Source organism: Mesorhizobium sp. M0659 (genome assembly GCF_040320605.1).
GTDB lineage: Bacteria > Pseudomonadota > Alphaproteobacteria > Rhizobiales > Rhizobiaceae > Mesorhizobium.
Genome location: NZ_JAMYPY010000001.1, coordinates 56,787 through 79,783, shown reverse-complemented (window position 1 = coordinate 79,783; position 22,997 = coordinate 56,787). Strand labels below are relative to the sequence as shown.

Below are 22,997 nucleotides of genomic sequence, written 5' to 3'. Positions count from 1 at the left end.
GTAGCTAGTGCAAACGGCCGCTCGCATGGGCCAGCATGGTGTAGACCTTGCCGGTGTCCGACGTCAGGTAGGTCTGCGCCATGATGTTGTCGCGGTCGTTGCGCGAGACGTCCTTGAGCAGCTTCTCGAAATCGTCGCAGTAGCGGTCGACAGCGGCGCGGAACTCCGCCTCTGCCTGATATTTGCGGCGGATTTCATCGAAGGTTTGCTGGCCCTTGAGCGTGTAGAGGCGGCGCGTGAACACGTCACGCTCGCCGCGCCGGTAGCGGTTCCACAGCTCGATAGAGGCGTCGTGGTCGATCGCCCGGGCGATATCGACCGAGAGCGAGTTGAGCGACTCCATGACATGCAGCGGCGAGCGCTGGGCGGGAGTTGCGCGCGGTGCTTCCGCGGGCGCTGCCGGCCTGGCGACTTCCTCCTCGCGCGATGCCCCGGTCAGGAGATCGCGCACCCACCCGCCTTGCGGCGTGCGGGCGTTGGCGTCGCGCTGGCGCGGTGCTTCGGCAGGGCGTTCGATATCGAGCGTGCCACGCAGGCCGCCGAGCGGCGCCTGCGGAGCAGGGCGCTCCGGCTGTGGCGCCGGCGGCGGGCGGCGTACCGGCTCGGCCGGGCGCTGCACTGGCGCCTGCGGCGCCGGGCGCAGGGCGCGCGGTTCGGCATTGTCGCCGCCGCGTCCCGATTTCGCAACGATGTCCGAAAGTTCCTTGAGCGCGTTGATCTGCTCGGCAACGGCACGGCGGATCGCCGAGGTCGATTCCTTGGCCTCTTCCGGCATCTCGATGACGCCCTTCTTGAGCTCGGCGCGGGTGAGGTCGAGCTCGCTCTTGATCGAGCTTGCGGTGCGCCGCATCTCCTCGGTCGCATCGGCGAACCGGCTGGTTGCCGAATCGACCACTTCCGTTATGGCGATGCGGATCTTGTCGGCTGATGCCAGCGTCTTGCCTTCGGCATTCTGCATCGTCTGGCCGACAAGGTTTTCGAACGAACGCATCACCTTCTCGAGGTCTTCCGACTTCTTGACCAGGCCGACGGCGAGATCTTCGAGCGACGATTGCCGCTCAAGCGTGTGCTCCAGATTGCTCTGCGCCGAGCTCAACAGATCCGAAGCCGAGGACAGCAAGCGGCTGTGCTCGTCGAACTTGGTGGCGATCGAGGCCACTTCGCGCAGGGTCGACGACGACAGTTCGGTAAGCCGCGTCGTGTTCGAATCGACCAGGCGTGCCGAGCTGGCGAAGGTCTGCGCGGCCTTTTCGGTGGTTGCCGCGAAGCTTTGCGTGCTGCCGCTCAGACGTTCGTCAACCTGGCCGAGGTTGATCGCCGCCTGTTCGATCAGCTCACCAAGCTGCGAGCTGGAGACGCTCATGCGGCCGATGAGGTCGGCGACGCTATCGGCGAGCGACGAGCGCGCGCCTTCGACGGCCGACAGCGTTTCGGCGGTGCGGCTGGCGAGCGCGTTGACGAGGGCGGCATTTTCGCTGCGCAGCTTCTCGGTCGCGCGTTCGGTGACCTCTTCCATGCTCTTTTGCAGTTCCGAGCCGCCCTGGGCGAAGCGCTCGACCAGCGGCCGCGCGGTTTCGTCCAGGATCTTCGCCATCTCGGCCGAACGCGCCGCCAGCATCGTGTTGAGCTCGCGGGTATTGGTGCCGATTGTCTTGGCAGCGTCGTTGGTGCTTTGGCCGATGTGCTGGCCGACCGCGGTAAAAGTCTCCGCAATCGTGTTGGCGCGCGAGATCAGCTGAGCTTCTGCGCTGGAAACCTGCTCGTTGAGCTTCTGGCCCATCGTCTCCGTCGTATAAAGAAGGCGGTTCTCGACGTTGGCGACCTGTTCCTCGACGCGCGAAGCTGCGGACGCAACGCTCGCGGCCAGCCGCTCATCGGCGCCGGCAAGAGCCTGCTCCATCTCGCGGGCGTGGACGGCAAGTTCCTGGCCGGTCTGGCGTGCACGTTCGGCAACACGCTGCTCGGTGCTGGCGAAGGCGCCGACGATGTTGTCGGCATGCTCGCCGATCGTCGAAGTGGAGTCGGCGATGCGCGACACCAGGCGGTGATCGGCCTCGTCGAAGATGCGGCTGATCTCGGTGGCGCGGGCTGACAGCGCGTCCGAACCCTCGGCGATGCGCGAGATCAGCTGTTGGTCGGCGGCGTCGAAGATGCGGCCAAGGTCCGAGGCGCGGGCGGCCAGCGCTTCGGCGGATTCGCCGATGCGCATGCTCAGCCGCTGGTCGGCACCCTCGAAGTTACGCAGGATGTCGCCGGCGCGGTCGGCCAGCGACTGCGCCGTCTCGACCGCGCGGGCGACCAGCTTCTGGTCGGCGGCGTCGAACGTGCCGGCGATCTCGCCGGCGCGGGCAGCCAGCCGTCCGGCCGTTTCTTCGGCGCGGGCGAGCAGCGAGTTCGACGTCTCGTCATGCCGGGCAAGCAGCACGCTCGTCGTGTCTTCGGCGCGAGCAAGCAAGGCATTCGTCGTATCCTCGGCGCGAGCAAGCAGGGCGCTCGATGTGTCCTCGGCACGGGCGTGCAGACGGCGATCCGCGTCCTCGAAGGTCCGGGCGATGTCCTCGGCCCGGGCCAAAAGGGCGGCCGAGGTCTGCTCGGCACGCTCGGCGATCTTGCGGTCGGCATCACTGAAGGCAGCACCGGCCTGTTCGTGCAGCGCGCTGGTGACTTCCATCACCTTCTCACGGAGCGCGCCGGCAACGAAGACGGCGCTCTTTTCAAGCACGCTGCGGACATTGTCGACACCCACCGACAACGCGCGCTCCATGGTTCCGGCGCGCTCTTCGATGATGCCGGTCTGCTTGCTGAAGGCCTGCTCGATTTTCTCGACATCGGCAGCGATTGCCGCCGAGATATCGGTGCTTCTGCCGGCAATCTGGTCGATATGGCCCGACAGAGAGCGGTCGACATCCTTGCGTATGTCGGCGAGCTTTGCCAGATCGTCTTCCAGCGCCTGGGTCAACATGTTGCGGCCTTCGGCCAGCTTGCCGACATGGCCGGCGATGATGTCGTCAACCTCACCGCGGCTTGCCGACAGCTTCTGCAGGTCGGCTTCCAGCGCACGTTTCAGGATGTCTCGGCCCTCGGCCAGCTTCTCGACCTGGCCTGCGACCAGTCCGTCGATGCTCGACCGGCTCTCGGCCAGCTTGGCGAGGTCGTCCTCGAGAGCCTTCGACAGCGTCGCGCGATCCCGGACGAGCTTGTCGCTGTGGCCCTCGATCAGGCTGTTGACATTTTCCAAATCCGCTTCCAGCACCCGTGCGAACTCGCCACGGTTTTCGCTCAGCTTCTGCGACTGGTCGGCAATGGCGCTCCTGATCGCATTGAGATCGGCTTCGAGCGCCCGTGTGAGGATGTCGCGGCCCTCGGCGAGCTTCTCGACCTGTCCGGCGACCAGCCCATCGATGCTGGAGCGGCTCTCCGCCAGTTTGGCGATGTCGTCTTCCAGTGCCTTTGAGAGCGCCGAACGGTCCTGGACGAGCCTGTTTTGATGATCGGCCATGATGCCGCTGACATTGTGCAGATCGTCCTGAAGCGCCTGGGATAGCGTCGAACGATCCTGGACAAGCCGGCTCGAGTGGTCGGTGATCAGGCTGTTAACATTCTGAAGGTCATCCTTAAGCGCCTGGGATAGCGTCGAACGATCCTGGACAAGCCGGTTCGAGTGGTCGGCGATCAGGCTGTTCACATTCTGCAGGTCGGCCTCCAGTGCCCTGGAAAGCTGACCGCGCTCTTCCGCCACCTTGTCGGAATGACCCGCGATGGCGCCCTTGATGGTGTTGAGGTCGGCTTCGAGCGCGCGCTTGAGGATATCGCGCCCCTCGGCCAGCTTCTCGACCTGGCCGGCGACCAGCCCGTCGATGCTCGACCGGCTCTCGGCGAGCTTGGCGAGGTCGGCCTCGAGCGTCTGTGACAACAGGCCACGATCGTCGGCAAGCCGGCTCGAATGGTCGGAGAGCAGGCCCCTGATGCCGGATAGGTCGTTCTCCAGCGCCTTGCTGAGTTCGGTGCGGTCCTCGGCCAGTTTCGCCGAGTGGTTCTCGATCACGCCCTTGATGCCGATAATGTCGTTTTCGAGCGCCTTGGTCAGGATGGCGCGGCCTTCGGCGATCTTTTCAACCTGGCCGGCGACCAGCCCGTCAATCGAGGCGCGGCTGTCGGCGAGCTTGCCGAGATCGGCTTCCAGGGCGCGCGACAGAATGTTGCGGCCTTCGGCCAGTTTACCGACATGTCCGGCGACCATTTCGTCAATGATCGTACGGGCTTGCACAAGTTTTCCGGAGTCTTCATGCAAAGCCTGGTTGAGCCGGTTGCGGCCTTCTTCAAGCCGCTCGAGATGGCTGCCCAGCGACGCGTCGATGGCGGCGCGCGACTCGTTGACCTTGCGCAGATCCTCTTCCAGGGCGCGCGAGATCAGGTTGCGGCCTTCGGCCAACTTCTGCACCTGGTTGGTTACGGCCGCATCGATGCCGGCACGGCCCTCGGCGAACTTCGCCAGGTCCGCCTGCATGGCAGCCGCCATGCGTTCGCGGCTTTCGGACAGCTTGCGGCTGTGGTTTTCGACGGCGTCCTCGATGCCGACGCGGGCATCGGCAAGACGCTGGATATCGGTGTCGAATGAGCGCGACACGACATGGCGGGCCGCTTCCATGCGGCCGGCGAAATCGCTGGCGCGGGCTTCGAGCATCGACGAGGTCGACGAGACGATGTCGGCCATGTCGGCGCCGATCTGGGTCTTGCCCTGATCGATCATCGCCGACAAATGATCCTTGCTCTCGGCAAAGGTGTGGGCGATCTCGCGGGCGCGCTCGACCAGCGTTTCGTTGATCTGGCGGGCGCGCGCCTCGAGCGCGGCGTTGAGCTTCTGCGTGCCGGTATCGAGTGCTTCGGCACGGGTCTGGAATTCGCTGATCAGCGCCTGGCCGCGCTCGGCCAGCGTCCGCTCGATGTCGTTCAGGCTGGACTCGAATTCCGAGCTCAGGGTGCGGGCGGCGCCGCCGAGCAGCGACACCATGCCTGTGGTGCGGTCGTCGAGCAGGTCGGTCAGCGACCGGGTCAGGCCGTCTGTGGTGTCCGTCAGCTTGGCGATGCGGGTGTCGAGCAGCGAAGCAAAGGCTTCGCCCGATGTCGACAGCCGGTCGGTGATCGAATCCAGCCGGGTTTCGACGGAATCGAAGATCGACATCGAGCTTTCATTGATGCGGTCGATCAGCGTGTCGCCGGAATTGGTGATCGTCATCGACAGCTTGGTCGACGCGTTGAGGATAGAGTCGCGAATAATGTCGGAGGCGGCGCCGATCTCGTCCTTCAGCGTTTCATGCGCGCCGGTGATCGAGGCGCGCACGCGCTCGGCATGAGTGACGACGGCTTCGCGCTCGCTGCCCAGCCCGTCGACCAGCGACCGGATGCGCGATTCATTCTCCGAATAGGAGCGTTCGATCTGGTTGACCTCGCTGTGGACCAGAGTTTCGAGCTCGACGGCGCGCGCCAGCGTGCGCTCGATGCCTTCGCCCATCGCCGCCACTTCACGGCGAACGGCCTGGCCGATCATCATCACGCGATCCTGGGCGAGGTTTTCCGGCTCCGCCAGACGGAAAGCCACTTCCGTCATCGACTGGGCGGCAATGCGCATTTCCTGCGCGCGGCGGATCATCGCCGCGAAGGCCCAAAACAGGACGACCGGTATGATTGCCGCGATCGCCAGGCCGATCAGTTCAGGGCGGGCCAGGATTTGATCGAAAGTACGAATTTTCCAGATGCTGGGGCCAAACAGCAGATTGGCGAGGCCGCCGGCGCCGGCGATCCAGGCCAGCGACACGAACGCCACGACCCAATAGATCGTGCTCGACGCGCGCCGGTTGAGGCTGTGCAGCAGCGTCTTGTAATCTTTTTGGCGGTCATCGTTTGCCGGCTTGAAGCCGGCTGGCTGGGCGCTGTTGCGCGATTCGACCGGGCGCAGCTCGGCGGGCTTGGCTGCCGGCTTCGCACTCTGGTTTTGTTGGATGGGCGCGTTTTGAGCGGGGGCGGGCTTCTGGGGGCGGCCTTCGCGCGCCAGTTCGTCCGCGGCCTGCGATATCTGCGCTTCCAGATCTTCCATCGACGCCGCGATATCGAGATCGCCGCTGCCGTCTCCGCTGAGATCGAGGTCTAGCGCCTTTTCGAGTTCCCTGGCTACGTCGCTGTCGAGAGTTCTGGTCGTCGTTGGTTTCTTCGCCATGCCTTCGCTACCCTGTACTAGCTGCCGAGGGACTTCTTATTTTTGCCTGATTCTGGCTCGTCTTATCCCACGCAGGAGGCTGAAAATGGACCTTCGTATCGTAATGACACACAGGGGTAAAGAAAACATGCATTCCGCGAGATACGTAAAACTTTAAATATAAGGTTAACGACAACGTGATCTAACCGCCTCAGCGGCAACAATTTTCCAGCCCAGTCATTAACGCGTTGGCGACGGGAATCGCCTAGTTTTTCGGCGATCGGCACAAGGAGTTTCAAATTGGTACGCGGTGAAAGCGGCATTGCCTTCTCAATGCCGGGCGGCGATGCGTCGGGACCGGCCCGTTCGCGCCCAGTGGATCTGGCCCATCTGGCCCGTCAGACAATGGGCGATCGCGCCCTCGAACAGGAGGTATTGGCACTGTTCGTACAGCAGGCGCTTTCCGTCCGCGACAGAATTGTCGATGCCGACGTCAGGGAGCGACTGCTTCTGGCGCATGGGCTGAAAGGTTCGGCGCGCGGGGTCGGCGCCTTTGCCATCGCCGACTGCGCCACCTCGATCGAACAGCAGCCGGAAGATGCGCGCATCCTCAAGCGCCTCGGCGCCCTGATCGAGGAAGTGCGCGATTTCATCGCCGCCATCAGCCGGTAATGGCTGCCGCTCGGCAGCGGCCACCGGGATGAATCGACGGGGCCAGGGCGTGCTTTGGCCGCTTTCCGAAAAACGTCACAAAGCGGCGCTTTCGCGCGGCAGTTGACTTGTCCGGCGGAGTGATTATCTCGGCTGGGACTCCCTTCAGGTGACAAATGACCAAGCTGACCTTCATTGCCCATGACGGCACTCCTTTCGATGTCGAGGCCGAAAACGGCTCGACCGTCATGGAGAATGCGATCCGCAACGCGGTGCCGGGCATCGAGGCAGAATGCGGCGGCGCCTGCGCCTGCGCGACCTGCCATGTCTATGTCGACGAAGCCTGGACGGCCGAGGTCGGCGAGCCGGAGGCGATGGAAGAGGACATGCTGGACTTCGCCTATGACGTCCAGCCGAACTCGCGCCTGTCCTGCCAGATCAAGGTGCGCGACGCGCTTGACGGCCTCCTCGTGCGCGTGCCGGCTCGCCAGGGTTGATCTCCCGTAGCATCTGATTTTTCCCGCCGCCGCTTGGCAGCGGACCAATGCTCATGCAGTCTCGCGCCAGTTTCGCCCCAGTTTGACAATGAGGCTCGCCTGGCATGACCGATGTAATCAAGACGGACGCACTCATTGTCGGGGCGGGGCCGGTCGGCCTGTTCGCCGTGTTCGAACTCGGCCTCTTCGACATGAAGTGCCATCTGATCGATATCCTCGACCGGCCCGGCGGCCAATGCGCCGAACTCTATCCGGAAAAGCCGATCTACGACATTCCAGGCTGGCCCTCGATCTCGGCGCAAGGGCTGGTCGACAAACTGCTCGAGCAAATTCACCCGTTCAAGCCGGATTTTACCTTCAACCGCATGGTCTCCAGCCTGGAAAAGCTGGACGACGGCTCATTTCGGGTCACCACCGACGAGAACGAGGTGTTCGAAACCAAGGTGGTGGTGATCGCCGCCGGTGGCGGCTCGTTCCAGCCCAAACGGCCGCCCATTCCCGGCATCGAGGCCTATGAGGGCAGGAGCGTCTTCTATTCGGTGCGCCGTATGGAGGAATTCCGCGGCCACGACCTCGTCATTGTCGGTGGCGGCGATTCCGCACTCGACTGGACGCTGAACCTGCAGCCGGTGGCAAAAAGCGTGACACTGGTCCACCGGCGCGCGGAATTCAGGGCGGCGCCCGACAGCGTCAACAAGATGTATGCCATGCAGGAGATGAAGCAGCTGGAGTTCCGGGTCGGCCAGGTGAGCGGCCTGACCGGCGCCGACGGCGAGCTGGCCTCTGCTACCATCAAGGGCGGGCCTGACGGCGACATCGAGGTGCCGTGCACGCGCATGCTGCCATTCTTCGGCCTGACCATGAAGCTGGGACCAATCGCCGAATGGGGGCTCAACCTTCATGAGAACCTCATTCCGGTCGATACCGAGAAATTCCAGACCTCGGTGCCAGGCATCTTTGCCGTCGGCGATATCAACTGGTACCCAGGCAAGCTGAAGCTGATCCTGTCGGGTTTTCACGAGGTGGCGCTGATGGCGCAGGCCGCCAAGCGCATCATCAGCCCCGGTGAGCGCATCGTCTTCCAGTACACGACGTCGTCGACCAGCCTGCAGAAGAAGCTCGGCGTCGTGGAGTAGGTCCTACAGGGCTTTCCGGATCACTCCACCAGAACGACCGGCGCCTCGGCGTCGTCGCGGCCGCGCAGTGACTTCTCCGGCATCAGAGCCAGCGTGATCAGCGCCAGCACGAGCGTGACCGCCGCGGCAAGGAAGATCATCATGAAGGGCGTCGCCGAGACGATCTGTCCGGCAGCCGGCGCGCCTTCGCCGGCAAGCGGCAGGCCATAGCCGAGCGCGACGGCGCCGAGCATGGCGACGCCGAGCGCACTGCCCAGCGAACGCAGGAAGGTCAGCACGCCGGTGGCAACGCCGAGATGCGCGCGGTCGACGGCGTTCTGCACCGATACGGTGGCGACCGGGAAGGTGGTGCCGCTTCCAAGGCCGATGCAGATGGTCAAGAGCTCGACGACCAGCAGCGAGGCGCGGCCAGCGACCAGGCTGAGCACGCCAAGACAGATAATGGCGAAGAGAACGCCGACCATGGCGATGCGCTTATAGTGGAAGAAGCGCGGTATCGTGCGGCCGCTGAAGGTCGCGCCGGCGACCGTTCCGAGCAGCAGGCCGAGCATGGCAAGGCCCGACTGGCTGACCGACAGGCCGATGATCGACTGCAGATAGACCGGCAGATACACCGACAGGCCGATATTAGCGGCCTGCAGCAGGAACATCGACGCCGTGCCGGCAAGCACGATCGGATTGCTCAGCACTTCAAGCGAAATCAGCGGCTCGGCCGCACGCATCAGCCTGAGCGCGAACGCACCCCAGAAGACCGCCGAACAGGCGAGCAGGCCGACGATCTCGCGCGAGGCCCATGGATAGGCGCTGCCGCCCCAGTTGAGGGCCAAAAGCAGCAATGCCGTCGCCACCACCAGAAGCAGCGCGCCCGGCGCGTCGATGCGATGCCGCTTTGCGGCGACCGGCAGTTTGCGCAGCGGCTTGTTGATGATGGCCATGGCCAAGATGCCGAGCGGGATATTGATCCAGAAGATCAGCGACCAATGCAGATGTTCGGCAAATCCGCCGCCGAGCAAAGGCCCGGCGATGCTGGCGACCGCCCAGGTGCCCGAAATCCAGGCGGCATAACGCGCGCGTTCGCGCGGCGGCACCAGGTCGCCGATGACGATCTGCGCCAGGGCGAACAGGCCGCCGCCGCCCGCACCCTGGATCGCCCGGCCGATGACCAGCACGAACATGTTGGGGGCCATGGCGCTGACCAGCGATCCCAGAAGGAAGATCAGGATCGCCGCATAGACGGTCGGCCGGCGGCCATAGACGTCGGAAATCTTGCCGTAGAGCGGCGCCATGGCGGTCGCCGTCAGGAGATAGCCGGTCACGATCCACGGCAGGTAGTCGGCATGGCCGAGCGAACGGCCGATGGTCGGCATGGCCGGCGCGACGATTGTCTGGTCAAGCGCTGCCAGCAGCATCGACAGCAGGATGCCGGCGATGATGACGTTCTTCTCGCTTTCCGTCAGCGGTGCGGCGGGAGGCAGCCTAGCCGGCTTGTCGACAGCCTGGTCCATATCAGTTCATCCATAACGTTTGAGAGCGATTGCGCGGCGCCAAATGGCCGCTCCGCTACGCGCCGCCTCAATTGGTCTTGATCTGGTGTTTCGAAGCTCGGGCCTTGCCAGCCTGACATATCTTGCGAGCCTGACATATGTCGTCCCGTATAGGCCGATTTCGACCTATGCCCGAAAATTTTCTGGGGCTGGCCTCATGTTTCGGCAGAATTGGCTTGGTATCAGTCCGTGTTTCAGCCGGGCGGAAGCTGGCCGTTCTCGACGCGCTGCATGCGGTAGCGCAGCAGCCGCAGGATGCGGCTTTCGAAATTCACGCCTTCGACGCGGTCGAAGCGCAACTGGTCCTGGTCATGCCTGGCGAGTTCGGCCGCGGTGATCTGCGCCGCCTTCGCCTTTGCCCCGGCGCAGGTCTTTTGCGCAAAGCTCGCGTTCAGCGCGTCTTCGAGCAGACGGCCGTGGTTCTTGGCGATCTCGACATGACGCTCCTCATGGCGCTTGATGTCGGCCGACAGCGTGTCCCAGAACAGTCTGACATCGGGATCGGCCTTGCGCGGCCTGCGCCACTCCGGAAGGATGACCTTGACCTTGACGGTGACGGCGGCCTTGGCGATGCGGCAGGTGTCTGCGGTTTGCGAGTAGCTGATGCGGGTGGTGAACGCCATCTGGGTGGCGCCTGGATGCCGCATCCCGGTGCTTTTCACCTCGGGTCCATGCTTCGACAATTGCGTCTCGATGTCATCGAGCGTGCTGCCGCCGATGGCAAAATAGCTGTAAGTCTTCACCAGATTGGCAGCATTCGCCGGCAGGACGGTCAAAGCCAGCATCAGGGCGCAGAGCAGGGGTCGTTTCATCATGTTGCCTCTTCACTCACCTTGCTTTACGGCCGTTGCCGGCGCAACGGAATTGATCTTCCACCGATCACGCATCGTTGATGGATTGCAAGCGCTCGATGAGCCCCATGCCAATGAGCCACATGCCAACGAGACACATGGTTGAAGGACAATGACGACAAGGCGATGGCAACTGGCGCATAAGTGCCATCTCGACCTTGGCGAGAAAGCCATTGTGGTCGGCATTCTCAACGTCACGCCGGACAGTTTTTCGGATGGCGGACTGTTCATCACGCCTGACCAGGCGGTGGCGCAGGCGCACCGCATGGTGGAAGAAGGCGCCGCCGTCGTCGATATCGGCGGGGAATCGACGCGCCCCGGCGCCTCGCCCGTGACGCCTGAAGAAGAGCAGACCCGCATCCTGCCGGTGATCGCAGCACTTGCCAGTTCAGGCGAAGCCCTGATTTCGGTCGACACCTATCGCGAGGAAACCGCGCGCCTGGCCGTCGCCGCCGGCGCGCATATCGTCAACGATGTCTGGGGCTTGCAGCGTGAACCCGGCATCGCCCGCGTCGCCGCCGAGACCGGCGCCGGACTGGTCATCATGCATACCGGGCGCGGGCGGCAAAAACTGCCCGATGTCATCGCCGACCAGTTTTTGTTCCTCAAGGCTTCGCTGGAAATCGCCAGGCGCAGCGGCGTTGCGGACGATCATATCGTACTCGATGCCGGCTTCGGCTTCGCCAAGGAGACGGCTGAGGAAAACCTCGACCTGATGGCGCGGTTTTCCGAGCTTAAGGAGCTCGGTTTTCCCTTGATGGCCGGCACCTCCAGAAAACGCTTCATCGGCACCGTCACCGGCCGCGAAGCCGGCGCGCGCGCCGCCGGGACGGCAGCCACCAGTGTCATCCTGAGGCTGAAGGGCGCCGATCTGTTTCGCGTTCACGATGTCGCAATCAACATGGACGCACTGGCCGTCGCCGATGCTATGCTGGCGCGTGAAAAGCCAGGACTCTGAGCCCAGGACACCAAGAAATGCCAGGACACTAAGAAATGCCAGGACACTAAGAAATGCCAGGACACTAAGAAAGCCAGGACACTAAGAAATGCCAGGACACTAAGAAATGTACGTCATCCGCATGAAGAACTGCGCCTTCTTTGCCCGGCACGGCGTGCTGGATGAGGAAGAGGCGCTTGGCCAGCGTTTTTATGTCGATGCCGAGTTGACGGTCGAGCCCAGCCGCCCACTGGAGGATGATTCCATCGAGGACACCGTCAATTACGGCATCGCCTTCACGGTGATTGAAAAGATCGTCACTGGACATCGCCGTTTCCTGATCGAGGCGCTGGCGCTCGAAGTGGCGAAGGCACTGACTTCACGGTTTCCGCAGATCAGGAAGGCCGAGATCACCGTGCGCAAGCCCAACGCACCGGTGCCCGGCGTGCTCGATTACGTCGAGGTGACCGTTGTCTGGCCAGAGTAGCAATAACACGGTCTATCTCAGCCTTGGCGGCAATCTCGGCGATCCCTCGGCCTCGATGGCCACGGCGGTGCGCCTGCTGGACGCCGACGAGAACACGCGTGTAATCGCCGTCTCCTCGCTCTATCGCACGCCGCCCTGGGGCAAGCTCGACCAGCCGGATTTCCTCAACGCCGCTGCCGAAATCTCGACCGCGCTGGCGCCAAGGGCGCTGCTCGACCTCTGCCTCGAGGCCGAGCGCAAGCTGAAGCGGGTGCGCGAGGAGCGCTGGGGGCCGCGCCTGATCGACATCGACATATTGGTGTTCGGCGACCGCACAATCCACGAAACCGGGCTGGAGGTGCCGCATCCCCGAATGCTGGAGCGCGCCTTCGTTCTGGCGCCCCTGGCCGAGATCGCGCCGGATCTGGCGGTGGGCGGCAGGAGCGTGACCGAGCGGCTCAGCGCCGTCGATACGTCAGGCATAGAGCGGCTGGCTTCCGGCCGCGACTGGTGGCTGGGTTAACCGGAGAAGCCGCCGCCATCGAGAAATGCCTGTTCGTCCGCCGTCGTCTCGCGGCCAAGCATCTTGTTCCTGTGCGGAAAGCGGCCGAAACGCTCGATGATGTCGCGATGCTCGATGGCGTATTTCACATACTCCGGCGCCCTGGCGGTGGTGAGCTCGACCGATCTGTGCTGGTCGGCGGGCAGTTCCGAATGTTCGTAGGGCAGGTACAGGAAGACGCGCAGGTTTTCTTCCAGCGCAAGGTCGTGGCCGGCAGCGATCGCCTTGGCGGCAAAATACCGCGCCAGCGGATCGGTGGCGTACATATGGCCTGAGCCGCGAAAGCAGTTGCGCGGAAACTGGTCGAGCAGGATCATCAGCGCCAGCGAACCCTCGGCATGCTCCGACCATGCGTCGCACTCGCGCCGCGCGGCGGCAAAGTGCAGGTCGAGAAACCTGCTGCGGAAATCCGCGTCGAAGACGTCGTTCTTCTCGAACCACGCGTCTTCGCCGGCCTCGCGCCAGAATTTGGTGACGGCGAGCGCGCGCTCATCCAATGCGGTCATCAGCTTTCCCCCTGATCGGCGGGCTCGGGCTTGTGCAGCACGCCGGCCGTCTCTTCGTTCAGCGCCTGGCCGGGCCGGCGCGGTTGCGTCAGCGGCGTCGGGATCGGCGTGCCGGTATTGCCCCTGAGGAAACGTTGCCCGGCGCGGACGCCTTCGGCCAGCTGCGTCTCCAGTCGGGCATTGTCGCGCCGTCGCACATCCTCGATGACATCGGCGACATCTTCCGGCTCGACGCCCAAAACCTCGAGCGCGGAACCGCCGAAGACGAGGGCCGATTCGAAGGTCTCGCGCAGTTGGAAGTCGACGCCGGCGCGGATGAGCGAGAGCGCGGTGCCGCGATCGTACGCGCGTGCCAGGACGGTCAGCAGCGGGAACTCCGCCTTGATCAGTTCCGCCATGCGCACGGCGGCGTCCGGCTTGTCGACGCAGATCAGCACGGCGCGCGCGCGGCCTGCACCTGCGGCGCGCAGAATGTCGAGCCGCGTGCCGTCGCCATAATAGACCTTGAAGCCGAAATCGGCGGCCGCCTGGATCATTTCGACATCATTGTCGATGATCGACACATCGATGCCGCGCAACAAAAGCGGCTGGCTGGCGATCTGGCCGAAACGGCCGAAGCCGATGACCAGCACACTGCCGGTAAGGCCGTCGGCGATGTCGACGCCTTCAAGCGACTGCTCGTCGCGCGGCGTCACATATTTGAGCGCAATGATGGCCAGCGGCGTCAGCACCATGGAGATGATGATGATCGCGGTCAGCGTTGCGTTGGCCCGGCTGTCGATGATGCCAACCGCCGCCGCGGCCGAATAGAGGACGAAGGCGAATTCGCCGCCTTGCGCCATGATCACGGCGCGTTCCAGCGCTTCACGATGACCGCTCTTCAGCAAGCGGGCGACGAGGTAGATGCCGAGCGCATTCATCGCCATATAGGCGACGACATAGACGGCGATCAGCCGCCAGTTGTCGGCCACCACATGCAGGTCGAGCGACATGCCGACGGCGAGGAAGAAAAGGCCAAGCAGGATGCCGCGGAATGGCTCGACGTCGGCCTCCAGCTGGTGGCGGAAGGTCGATTCCGACAACAGCACGCCGGCGAGGAAGGCGCCCATCGCCATCGAGAGGCCGGAAAGCTGCATGACCAGCGCCGACCCCAGCACGACCAGAAGGGCTGCCGCCGTCATGACTTCGCGCGCCTTGGCGTCGGCCAGGATGCGGAAGAACGGGTTGAGCAGATAGCGGCCGGCCACCACCAGCCCGACGATGGCGCCAAGACCGATGCCGATTTCGGCCAGCCTCTGCTGCAGGGTCATCTCGGCGCCGCCCGGCGCCAGGAAGGCGACCAGCGCCAGAAGCGGCACGATTGCCAGATCCTCGAGCAGCAGGATGGAAACGATGCGCTGGCCCTTGGGGCTCGCCATCTCGCCGCGCTCTTCCAGAAGCTGCATGACGATAGCCGTCGAGGTTAGGACGAAACCGGCGCCGGCAACGAAGGATTGCGCGATCGGAAAGCCGCCGGCGAGACCAACACCGGTAAGCAGCAAGGCGCAGACGCCGACCTGCAGCGCGCCGAGGCCGAAAATCTCGCGGCGCAGGCCCCATAGCCGCGACGGCTGCATCTCCAGCCCGATGATGAACAGGAACATGACCACGCCGAGTTCGGCGACATGCAGGATGGCCTCCGATTCGGAAAAAATGCCAATACCGAACGGGCCGATGACCACGCCCGCGGCAAGATAGCCGAGGATCGAGCCCAGCCCCATGCGTTTGAAGATCGGAACGGCGACGACGCCTGCGGCAAGCAGCGCCACCACCTGAATGAGATCGCTGCCCGATGCTTCCGCTGCCATGCCTCTGGTCCCTGTGTCCGACAGCACTCCTTGCATGCACCGGGAGCGGGAGGCAAGGGCGGGAAGCCTGCCAGAATGGGTAGGGTGCCGTGGCAGCGATTCCCCCGTGGAACAACAGTCTGCGCTTGCCTGTCGGACGGCTGGTATCTATATCTGGCAAATGCCTGATTATTCGTCCCGGCCGTCGCCGCTGCCACATATCCCGATGGATGCGCTTAGCGAAGTTCTGCAAGACTTTCGCTTGAGTGGCGTCAACTATGGCCGCTGCGAACTCCGGCACCCATGGAGCATAGACTTTCCGCAACAACAACTGCTTCGTTTTCACTTTGTCGGCCAGGGTCCATGCTGGATTCACACCGAAGCGCAAGGCTGGCAGGAGTTGCGCGATGGCGATCTGGTGCTGCTGCCGCAAGGCATCGCCCATCGGCTGGCGAGTGCGCCGGACGTGGTGGGCGACTCGCTCGAGGGCTGCCAGGTGATCAAGTTGGGCGGCAACGTTTGCGAAGTGATACGCCAGGGAACGGGCGCGACAAGCACCCTTTTCTGCGGCTCCATGTCCCTCGGCTCCTATGCGCTCAATCCATTGATCACGTTGATGCCGCCTCTCATCAAGGGTTGCGACGTGGCCGGCAATGACCCGATGGTCGGTCCTTTGCTGGCCGCCATGACGGTGGAGGCCGCGCAACCGCAGATGGGCAGCGCCACCATCCTGTCGCGTATGGCGGATTTGCTGACAGCCAGGCTCATCCGGTGCTGGGTCAATTGCAACGGCGCCTCGACCACCGGTTGGCTCGCAGCCATCCGCGACCCCCATATAGGCCGCGCTCTGGCGGCCATGCACCGCGATCCCGGCCACAACTGGACGCTGGGAAGCCTCGCCGGTGTGGCAGGCCAATCGCGTTCGATTTTCGCCGAGCGCTTCAGCGCGGTATTGGGGGAGGGTGCCGCACATTATCTCGCCCGCCTCCGCATGCAGCTTGCCCGCGAGTTACTGGGCCAAAACGGCTTGTCGGTTGCCGAAGTCGCTACCCGTTTGGGCTATGATTCCGAGGCGTCCTTCGCCCGCGCGTTCAAGCGCATCACCAATGTCTCGCCAGGCGTTGTGCGTCGCACAATTCCCGGACGAATGGATATGAATTTCGGATTTTAAGGTACATAACATCCGGGCGGACTCGCCTATCTAAGATCTCCAAACTGTGGAGATCTTTCCGTGACTGACACAACATTACAGCTTGAAGACGCCGCCATCGGCCTTGATGCCGATGCACCAGCCGCGTGGAGCGCGGCCACCTGGTTCGCGGTCCTTTCATTGGCGGCCACCAGCTTTGCCCTGGTGTCCGCCGAGTTCTTGCCGGCAGGGCTGTTGACGCCGATGGCGCGCGATCTCGGCATCAGCGAGGGAACGGCCGGACAGGTCGTCACCGCCACCGCTTCCGTTGGCGCCGTGACGGCCATGTTGAGCAATGTTCTCATCGGTCGATTGAACCGCAAGGCGGTGCTGGTTGGCCTCATGGCCCTGGCGGTCGGTTCCAATATTCTTGCGGCGCTGGCGCCCAATTTCTGGCTGCTGTTGCTGGGCCGGGCCGGGTTGGGGATCGCTCTTAGCGCTTTCTGGGCACTTTCCGTTGCCGTCGTGGCGCGGCTGGTTGGCGCCAATGCGACAGGTCGCGGCATGGCGATCGTGACCCTCGGCGTCTCGCTGGCCACCATTGCCGCGCCGTCGATGGGTGCGTTGATCAGTGACTGGCTGGGATGGCGCAGCGCCATGGCCATGACGGCGGGGCTGGCCGCGCTTGCCATGCTGCTGCAGCTTCTCAGCCTGCCGACCTTGCCTGCGGCGGCAAGCAACAGCCTTGCAGACGTCTTTCGGCTGACACGGCGGCGTGGCATCCAACTCGGTATGCTTGCCATTGTTATGCTGATGACCGGGCATTTTGCCGGCTCGGTCTATGTGCGCCCGTTCCTCGAACAGGTGACGCTCCTCACAACCGGGCCGATTGCCCTGGCGCTGCTCGGGTTCGGCATCGCCGCTGTGATCGGCAATATTGCCGGTGGCCGCCTGGCCGACACCAACATCCACATGGCCCTCGCAGTAACCGCCGCGTTGATGGCGTTTGCGGCACTCGCTTTGGTGCTTTGGGGCGCGCAAACCGGCGTTGCCTTCGGCTTTGTTACGCTGTGGGGCTTCGCCTTCGGCATGGCGCCGGTGGTGCTGCCGACCAATATGTCTCGCGCGGCACCTGATGCGCTGGAAGCAGCAGGCAGCCTGATGGTCACTTCCTTCCAGGTTGCCATCACCGTCGGTGCGGTTGTCGGCGGCTATGTCGTGGACACCTATGGCGCTACGGGACCTTTGACCCTAACCGCCGTCCTTGCCGCGGCGACGGCCGCACTGGCGCTGCTGCAGCCTCGTGGCTGAAACCTTGCTTCGTCTGACACGGGCGGCCTCAATCAGGCCGTCCGCGCCGTTGCAGCAGCGCTGCACAGGTTTATGCGCCGCACACGTTGCGTTTTGCCGCAATCGGCGGCTATGGGACGCCAGGCTTCGGCCGTTGGAAGGCAGCGACGATCAAGTTCTGCCTTCGTGAGGAGAATGACTGACATGAAGAAGTTTTTGCTCGTCGGCGTGGGTGTCGCCATGCTTGCCGCATCGGCCTGTTCGAAGGCGCCTGAATGCACGCAGGAGATTGCCGCCAGAAGGCGCAGGAGATGACCGCCGCGCTGCAGGAGGCGATCACCAAGGATCCGTCCAAGGCCGCCGACCTGACCGCCAAGGTGCAGGCTGTGACGACCAAATATCAGGGCGCCACCACGCCGGCCGACGCCTGCAAGGCCTATGACGAGCTGACGGCCGCCATCAAGGGCTGATTCTTCGTTCGGAAATTGAGAAAGGCGGTGGCTCGAGTAGCCGCCGCCTTTTTTGCTGGTGTTCTTAAAGCGCATCGCGCTGACACGAAGGACGGCCGGCACGCACAGGACCCTGACACGTTGGCCTTGCTGTGGCTTGGGCCGTCGGAGACGCTGACATCGTCGGTTGCGCGCCACATGTCCGGTCGCGGCAGAAAGGTGCCGCCCGAGCGGCCCGTGCTTGAGGAGCGCCAACCTGGCCGCAAGGTGGCGTGTCCTTCCCGACATCGAGCTGAGCGGAACAGCTCAGCTATCGCGCAGTGCAACCCCGTTCCGCGCTTTTTTCGGGAACCGCTTTAGAGTCAGTTTTTGGCGATGGAGCCGACTTCGACGGCGTCGACGCGCTTGAGGCTCATGCCGATGACCGGCACCAGCTGCTGGTCGACGCGCACGGCGATGGTCACCGTCATCGAATTGTCGTCGGGAATGCGGGCCTGCATGACGCCGCGCAGCTGGTTGCGGTTGATGGTGAAGACGACTTTGCGGGCATCGACCACGTTGCCGCCGATGATGTCCAGGCCCGACCCGGCGGCGCCGCCCATGAAATTGCCCTTGTAGTCGCGGCCCTTGCGCTCGACGGTCGCCGACATTTTCTGGGTGAAGACACCGACCCGGCAGTCGCCATCGAGCGTCATGCCGGTCTTGTTGTCCGGCGTCGAGCCGTCGAAGCTGCAGGTGAACTTCGTGCCCTTGTATTTGCCGGCGATGATTTCGCCCGGGCCAACCCATTTGCCTTCGACGGTGCGGAAGAACTGCTTGTCGGGCTCGGCTGCAAAGGCTTTCCCGGTCGGGCCCAGAGGTGCTGCAAGCGCGACCAGGGGCAGGACGCAGGACAAGATTACGCTTTTCATAGACGACACCCGGCAACAAGGAGGCTGTTGTTGGACGACCATGAACAAGATTGGTTAATGCTTGGTGACCGCGAGAGGGCGTTCACTTGGTCGAGGCGGGTGCTTCATTCTCTTTTTTGGTCGCAAACGAGGTCAGCGCCGACAGGAAATCCCCCATGCCCGGCCGCCTGCCGGCAATGAAGGGCAGGGGCCGCGCCGTCTCCATGGCAGCAATGCCGATACGCGCCGTCATCATGCCGTTTACCACGCCTTCGCCGAGTCTCGCCGACAGCCGTGCGGCAAGCCCATGGCCGACGATCTGCTGGACGAAGTTGTCGCCGACGGCGATCGAACCGGTCACCGCCAGATGGGCAAGAACGCTGCGCGCCAGCCGGAAAAAGCCCAGCGTGCCGGGCCTGCCGCCGTAGAGTTCGGACAAGCGGCGGATCAGGCGCCCGGCCTCGAACACGACATAGGCAACGTCTACGAGTGCGCGGGGGCTGACGGCGGTGACCAGCGACACGCGTTTGGCTGCTTCGAGGATCATCACCTTGGCTCTCGCATCGAGCGGCCCGAGAATCTCGGTCTCGGCCAGTCGCACCAGATTGCCGCCATCGATGATCTCGCCGCGCAATTCGGCCAGGGAGCGCCTGCCGGCCGCGGTTTCGGGTTTCGCAGCGACAAAGGCCGAAAGCTCGTCGACGACGGCCCTTGCAGCCTTCGGATCGTCGCGCGCCACGGCATCGAGCGCCCGCTTTTGCAGTTTTTCGACCTCGGCCAGCCGGGCGATAGCCAGGAATTCGCGCACCAGCACGACTGCGAGGGCCAACACGGCAATTGCGGCCATTCCCGCTGCCAGCCACCCCAGCCACTCTGCGCGCTCGAACAGGTCGCGGATGAGCTGGTCGGTCCACAGGCCGACGGCGAGCGAAACCAGCACGCCGACCGCGCCGAAAAACAGGCTGGCAAACAGCGAGCGCCTGCGCGGCGCGGTCGCCGGCGGCGGTTCGGCGGCGACAATGTCGGGTTCGTCGAAGACATCGATCTCGGCCGGCACGACGACGGTGCGCGGCTTGCGCGGCGGCTCGGCATGGGGGCGGCGCGTTTCCTGCTTCGGTTCGGCCTCCGGCTCGATGCGGAAAGCTGCCGGTCTGCGGGGCGCGGTCATGCCAGATGGTCTCCGATCAGGAACTGCAAGGCGCGGTCGAGCCTGATATGCGGCAGCGACAGCGTGACGCCTTCGGCGGTGCGTTCGAGCTTTGGCGGGCGAAAGCGCACGAAACGGATCGCCGGATCGTCGCTGCTCTGCCGATGGTCAGATTCGGAAACGTCGAAAACCGCATCAATTTTTTCCGGCAAGTCCCCCGGAAATATCGCGGTTTCGGTTTTGCCATCGAAGGTTTCGTCGTTGATCTTCTCGCCTTTCAGCGGCGTGCCGATGATCACCGGCAGGGTGTCGCGGCCTTGCTTGACCGTGCCTTCGCGCGTCGCGCGCACCGCCGCCATGGCGACCACGTCGACATCGGCGCCGGTGAAATTTGCCCGCGCCACGGCGCGGTCGGCAAGCCGCCGCACGATTGCCTGCAGCCGGTCATGGCTTTCGTGATGCAAATGGTCGGCCTTGGTCGCGGCAACCAGGATGCGGTCGATGCGGCGTGAAAACAGGTCGGTGAGGAAATTGCCTCGGCCAGGACGGAAACAGGAGAGGATTTCGGTCACCGCGCGTTCCAGGTCGGCCATCGCGCCGGGGCCGGCGTTCAACGCCTGCATGGCGTCGATCACCACGATCTGGCGGTCGAGGCGGGTGATGTGTTCGCGGAAGAACGGTTTCACCACATGCGTCTTGTAGGCCTCGTAGCGGCGCTCCATCATCGCTTGCAGCGAGCCGGAGCGCGGCCGTTTCTCACCCTTGAGCAGCAAGGGCGCGAAGGTCAGCGCCGGCGATCCCTCGAGGTCGCCAGGCATCAGGAAACGGCCGGGCGGCAAGGTCGAAAGCGCCCGCTCGTCGAGCTTGCAGGCCTTGAGGTAGGCGGCAAAACTCTCGGCGAGGCGCCGCGCCGTCATCTCGTAGGCATCGGCATTGGGGTCGATGGTCGCCGACAGCGTCCGCCAGTCCTGCGACACGTCGGCCCGCACCGGCAGCATCGCCATCTCGAACGCCTCGCGCGAAAAATCGGCGAAGGATTTGCCGAGCAGCGGCAGGTCGAGCAGCCATTCGCCGGGGTAGTCGACGATGTCGACCGACAATCGGCCGCTGGAAAACATCCGGTTCCAACCGGAGGCAGACTCATATTCGATGGTGAGCCTGAGTTCCGAAATGGCGCGCGTCGAGTCCGGCCAGGTGCGGTCGTTGACCAGGGCGGAGATATGGTCCTCGTACTGAAAACGCGGCACGGCATCGTCCGGCTGTTCCTCGAGGAAGGCGCGCGCGATCCGGCCCGACTTCTGCGCCTCGAAGAGCGGCAGGCGCCCGCCATGGATGAGATTGTGGACGAGAGCCGAGATGAACACCGTCTTGCCGGCCCGGGACAGGCCGGTGACGCCCAGCCGAAGCGACGGCGAAAAAAGCCCGCTCGCACGCCCCGACAGCGTATCCAGGGCAATTCTCGCTTCGTCGGTGAAAGTGGTCAGCGATGATGCCAAAATCTGTTCTCTCAGGCGTGCTCTTGCGCCGATATAGGCTTTGCGGTTCAAGTTTGAAATGGCGCCCGGCCTCGGCCGGCTCGGCTCAGAGATCGACGGGCGTCAGGAAGGCTTCGAGGTAGCCGGCGCCTTGCGAGGCTTCCGCAAGGTTGCCGCTGAAGCGCACGACCGCAAGGCCGGATGTCGGGAAACCATGGTTCATGATGGCCCGAGCAGCCTCGTCGCCGTCGCCCGAGACCGCCATGGCAAGGTCTTCCGTCATCGGATTGTGGCCGATGACCAGCAGCGAGCCGGGGCCGCCGTTGCTGCGGATGATGGCGAGGTAGCCGGCGGCATCCTCGCTGTAGAGCGTGTCGAAGAACAGCACCCGGCCGGTATCGGTGTGGCCGGCGATGCCTTCCAGCGTCTGGCGCGCCCGCTTGGCGTTGGAGCAGAGCGTGATATCGGGGATGTAGTTGCGGGCACGCATCGCAGTCCCCATCATTTCGGCATCGGCAATGCCGGATGCGTCGAGCGGGCGATCGAAGTCGCGCACGCCGGGAAGGGCCCAGCCAGCCTTCGCATGCCTCAACAGATACAGTCTGCTCACCGGACCCCCAATGGTGTGCTGCCCACCAATGACACAACTGGATTAGCCACGAGAAAGGCCTGAGGCACAATGGGCGGCGACGCCCAAGCGCAGCGAATCATGTGCGAATTCGCCCGCGCCCTTGCTATGGAAGGCTTTGCTGAGGATCGCCCGCGCGGCATTAACAATTGCGTGAAACGCGCGCGGATTACGCTTGTGCAGCCTTCTCTGCGCGAATATATAGGCGCCAAATTTGGGGTTGTTGGGTGAGTCGAATGAACGATATCGTTACAGCCAATTACGTACCCTCTGAAGACGAGCCGTTCATGAACGAACGGCAGAAATCCTACTTTCGCCTGAAGCTCGTCACCTGGAAGACCGACATACTGCGCGAAGCGCGCGAAACCCTCGAAATCCTGCAGCAGGAAAACGCCAACCATCCCGATCTCGCCGATCGCGCTTCCTCGGAAACCGACCGCGCCATCGAGCTTCGGGCCCGCGACCGCCAGCGCAAGCTCATTTCAAAGATCGATTCGGCGCTGCAGCGCATCGATGAAGGCACATACGGCTATTGCGAGGAAACCGGCGAGCCGATCGCGCTGAAGCGGCTGGATGCGCGTCCGATCGCGACCTTGTCGATCGAAGCGCAGGAGCGCCACGAACGCCGCGAGAAGGTCTATCGCGACGATTGAGCCGCTGCCGTCAGGCAGGACTGTTTCATCAGAAATGGCCGGGTTTCCCGGCCATTTCTGTTTTTGGCCGAAGGGTTTAGTCCGCCCCCAAGTTAAAGCGCGTCGCGCTGAAACGGACGACACGCTTAAGCGGCGTTCGATCGGGAATCGGCAAGATGTGACGGTTC

The 22,997-nt window shown here is 63.9% G+C and carries 20 protein-coding genes; 11 read left to right on the top strand and 9 right to left on the bottom strand.

The window, feature by feature from the left end:
* Positions 1 to 4 precede the first annotated feature (4 nt).
* Positions 5 to 6,214, bottom strand: coding sequence for an apolipoprotein A-IV repeat region-like domain-containing protein (locus NKI31_RS00395; RefSeq protein WP_352649996.1), 6,210 nt, complete (start codon positions 6,212 to 6,214; stop codon positions 5 to 7).
* A 312-nt stretch (positions 6,215 to 6,526) separates the two neighbouring features.
* Between NKI31_RS00395 and NKI31_RS00390 the strand changes: the two genes are divergently transcribed.
* The 3 genes from NKI31_RS00390 to NKI31_RS00380 all read left to right on the top strand — a co-directional run bounded on the left by NKI31_RS00390 (position 6,527) and on the right by NKI31_RS00380 (position 8,477).
* Entirely contained in the window at positions 6,527 to 6,865 is a 339-nt protein-coding gene (locus NKI31_RS00390) for an Hpt domain-containing protein (RefSeq protein ID WP_023706163.1), read from the top strand.
* Between the two features lie 155 nt (positions 6,866 to 7,020).
* Complete coding sequence (locus NKI31_RS00385; RefSeq protein ID WP_023748747.1) at positions 7,021 to 7,341, top strand: 2Fe-2S iron-sulfur cluster-binding protein; 321 nt, start codon at positions 7,021 to 7,023, stop codon at positions 7,339 to 7,341.
* Positions 7,342 to 7,445: 104 nt separating this feature from the next.
* Complete coding sequence (locus NKI31_RS00380) at positions 7,446 to 8,477, top strand: NAD(P)/FAD-dependent oxidoreductase (RefSeq protein ID WP_352649994.1); 1,032 nt, start codon at positions 7,446 to 7,448, stop codon at positions 8,475 to 8,477.
* Positions 8,478 to 8,497: 20 nt separating this feature from the next.
* Here NKI31_RS00380 and NKI31_RS00375 read toward each other — a convergent pair whose 3' ends face one another.
* Positions 8,498 to 9,982 carry an MDR family MFS transporter gene (locus tag NKI31_RS00375; protein ID WP_352649992.1) on the bottom strand — a complete coding sequence of 495 codons (1,485 nt, stop codon included), beginning with the start codon at positions 9,980 to 9,982 and terminating at the stop codon, positions 8,498 to 8,500.
* Between the two features lie 233 nt (positions 9,983 to 10,215).
* Positions 10,216 to 10,836 (bottom strand): DUF922 domain-containing Zn-dependent protease, encoded by a 621-nt coding sequence (locus NKI31_RS00370; RefSeq protein ID WP_031209330.1) that lies wholly within the window; start codon positions 10,834 to 10,836, stop codon positions 10,216 to 10,218.
* Between the two features lie 148 nt (positions 10,837 to 10,984).
* On the opposite strand from NKI31_RS00370, the gene folP reads away from it, so the two are divergent.
* From folP to folK, 3 genes are all read left to right on the top strand, one after another.
* Entirely contained in the window at positions 10,985 to 11,830 is an 846-nt protein-coding gene (gene folP, locus NKI31_RS00365; RefSeq protein ID WP_352649990.1) for a dihydropteroate synthase, read from the top strand.
* A 106-nt stretch (positions 11,831 to 11,936) separates the two neighbouring features.
* Complete coding sequence (gene folB, locus NKI31_RS00360) at positions 11,937 to 12,296, top strand: dihydroneopterin aldolase (protein WP_023673502.1); 360 nt, start codon at positions 11,937 to 11,939, stop codon at positions 12,294 to 12,296.
* Complete coding sequence (folK, locus tag NKI31_RS00355) at positions 12,280 to 12,798, top strand: 2-amino-4-hydroxy-6-hydroxymethyldihydropteridine diphosphokinase (RefSeq protein ID WP_352649988.1); 519 nt, start codon at positions 12,280 to 12,282, stop codon at positions 12,796 to 12,798. Before folB ends, folK begins: the two co-directional genes overlap by 17 nt.
* Here the strand turns inward: folK and NKI31_RS00350 are convergent.
* On the bottom strand, positions 12,795 to 13,343 hold the full coding sequence (locus tag NKI31_RS00350; protein ID WP_352649986.1) for a DUF924 family protein: 549 nt from the start codon (positions 13,341 to 13,343) through the stop codon (positions 12,795 to 12,797). The genes folK and NKI31_RS00350 overlap by 4 nt on opposite strands.
* On the bottom strand, positions 13,343 to 15,190 hold the full coding sequence (locus NKI31_RS00345; protein ID WP_023806023.1) for a monovalent cation:proton antiporter-2 (CPA2) family protein: 1,848 nt from the start codon (positions 15,188 to 15,190) through the stop codon (positions 13,343 to 13,345). Before NKI31_RS00345 ends, NKI31_RS00350 begins: the two co-directional genes overlap by 1 nt.
* Positions 15,191 to 15,350: 160 nt before the next feature.
* Between NKI31_RS00345 and NKI31_RS00340 the strand changes: the two genes are divergently transcribed.
* The 3 genes from NKI31_RS00340 to NKI31_RS00330 all read left to right on the top strand — a co-directional run bounded on the left by NKI31_RS00340 (position 15,351) and on the right by NKI31_RS00330 (position 18,058).
* Positions 15,351 to 16,340, top strand: a complete 990-nt coding sequence (locus NKI31_RS00340; protein WP_023673498.1) for an AraC family transcriptional regulator — start codon at positions 15,351 to 15,353, stop codon at positions 16,338 to 16,340.
* Between the two features lie 60 nt (positions 16,341 to 16,400).
* On the top strand, positions 16,401 to 17,609 hold the full coding sequence (locus NKI31_RS00335) for an MFS transporter (RefSeq protein WP_352649983.1): 1,209 nt from the start codon (positions 16,401 to 16,403) through the stop codon (positions 17,607 to 17,609).
* 290 nt (positions 17,610 to 17,899) lie between these two features.
* A complete protein-coding gene (locus tag NKI31_RS00330) occupies positions 17,900 to 18,058 on the top strand; it encodes a hypothetical protein (RefSeq protein WP_352649981.1) in 159 nt (52 codons plus the stop codon).
* 341 nt (positions 18,059 to 18,399) lie between these two features.
* Here the strand turns inward: NKI31_RS00330 and NKI31_RS00325 are convergent, their stop codons facing one another.
* The 4 genes from NKI31_RS00325 to NKI31_RS00310 all read right to left on the bottom strand — a co-directional run bounded on the left by NKI31_RS00325 (position 18,400) and on the right by NKI31_RS00310 (position 22,159).
* The gene (locus tag NKI31_RS00325) at positions 18,400 to 18,948 is read right to left on the bottom strand and encodes a hypothetical protein (RefSeq protein WP_023673495.1); all 549 of its coding nucleotides are present in this window, start codon (positions 18,946 to 18,948) and stop codon (positions 18,400 to 18,402) included.
* 82 nt (positions 18,949 to 19,030) lie between these two features.
* Complete coding sequence (locus NKI31_RS00320) at positions 19,031 to 20,095, bottom strand: YcjF family protein (RefSeq protein ID WP_352649979.1); 1,065 nt, start codon at positions 20,093 to 20,095, stop codon at positions 19,031 to 19,033.
* Positions 20,092 to 21,570 carry a YcjX family GTP-binding protein gene (locus tag NKI31_RS00315; RefSeq protein WP_352649977.1) on the bottom strand — a complete coding sequence of 493 codons (1,479 nt, stop codon included), beginning with the start codon at positions 21,568 to 21,570 and terminating at the stop codon, positions 20,092 to 20,094. The genes NKI31_RS00320 and NKI31_RS00315 overlap by 4 nt, the downstream gene beginning before the upstream one ends.
* Positions 21,571 to 21,655: 85 nt before the next feature.
* On the bottom strand, positions 21,656 to 22,159 hold the full coding sequence (locus NKI31_RS00310) for a SixA phosphatase family protein (RefSeq protein ID WP_023688651.1): 504 nt from the start codon (positions 22,157 to 22,159) through the stop codon (positions 21,656 to 21,658).
* 69 nt (positions 22,160 to 22,228) lie between these two features.
* Here NKI31_RS00310 and NKI31_RS00305 point away from each other — a divergent pair, with 69 nt between their 5' ends.
* Both NKI31_RS00305 and dksA read left to right on the top strand, forming a co-directional pair.
* A complete protein-coding gene (locus NKI31_RS00305; protein WP_023696495.1) occupies positions 22,229 to 22,408 on the top strand; it encodes a hypothetical protein in 180 nt (59 codons plus the stop codon).
* A 5-nt stretch (positions 22,409 to 22,413) separates the two neighbouring features.
* Entirely contained in the window at positions 22,414 to 22,830 is a 417-nt protein-coding gene (gene dksA / locus NKI31_RS00300) for an RNA polymerase-binding protein DksA (RefSeq protein ID WP_023673491.1), read from the top strand.
* Positions 22,831 to 22,997: the final 167 nt, after the last annotated feature.

Excerpts from the sequence above, each read along its gene's own strand:
- dksA (WP_023673491.1), top strand. The coding sequence starts at position 22,414 with ATGAACGATATCGTTACAGCCAATTACGTACCCTCTGAAGACGAGCCG.
- folP (WP_352649990.1), top strand. The coding sequence starts at position 10,985 with ATGACGACAAGGCGATGGCAACTGGCGCATAAGTGCCATCTCGACCTT.
- NKI31_RS00375 (WP_352649992.1), bottom strand. The coding sequence starts at position 9,982 with ATGGACCAGGCTGTCGACAAGCCGGCTAGGCTGCCTCCCGCCGCACCG.
- NKI31_RS00390 (WP_023706163.1), top strand. The coding sequence starts at position 6,527 with ATGCCGGGCGGCGATGCGTCGGGACCGGCCCGTTCGCGCCCAGTGGAT.
- NKI31_RS00350 (WP_352649986.1), bottom strand. The coding sequence starts at position 13,343 with ATGACCGCATTGGATGAGCGCGCGCTCGCCGTCACCAAATTCTGGCGC.
- folB (WP_023673502.1), top strand. The coding sequence starts at position 11,937 with ATGTACGTCATCCGCATGAAGAACTGCGCCTTCTTTGCCCGGCACGGC.
- NKI31_RS00320 (WP_352649979.1), bottom strand. The coding sequence starts at position 20,095 with ATGACCGCGCCCCGCAGACCGGCAGCTTTCCGCATCGAGCCGGAGGCC.
- NKI31_RS00380 (WP_352649994.1), top strand. The coding sequence starts at position 7,446 with ATGACCGATGTAATCAAGACGGACGCACTCATTGTCGGGGCGGGGCCG.
- NKI31_RS00325 (WP_023673495.1), bottom strand. The coding sequence starts at position 18,948 with ATGAAAAGCGTAATCTTGTCCTGCGTCCTGCCCCTGGTCGCGCTTGCA.
- NKI31_RS00385 (WP_023748747.1), top strand. The coding sequence starts at position 7,021 with ATGACCAAGCTGACCTTCATTGCCCATGACGGCACTCCTTTCGATGTC.
- NKI31_RS00330 (WP_352649981.1), top strand. The coding sequence starts at position 17,900 with ATGACCGCCGCGCTGCAGGAGGCGATCACCAAGGATCCGTCCAAGGCC.
- NKI31_RS00345 (WP_023806023.1), bottom strand. The coding sequence starts at position 15,190 with ATGGCAGCGGAAGCATCGGGCAGCGATCTCATTCAGGTGGTGGCGCTG.
- NKI31_RS00370 (WP_031209330.1), bottom strand. The coding sequence starts at position 10,836 with ATGATGAAACGACCCCTGCTCTGCGCCCTGATGCTGGCTTTGACCGTC.
- NKI31_RS00340 (WP_023673498.1), top strand. The coding sequence starts at position 15,351 with ATGCCTGATTATTCGTCCCGGCCGTCGCCGCTGCCACATATCCCGATG.
- NKI31_RS00305 (WP_023696495.1), top strand. The coding sequence starts at position 22,229 with ATGGGCGGCGACGCCCAAGCGCAGCGAATCATGTGCGAATTCGCCCGC.
- NKI31_RS00395 (WP_352649996.1), bottom strand. The coding sequence starts at position 6,214 with ATGGCGAAGAAACCAACGACGACCAGAACTCTCGACAGCGACGTAGCC.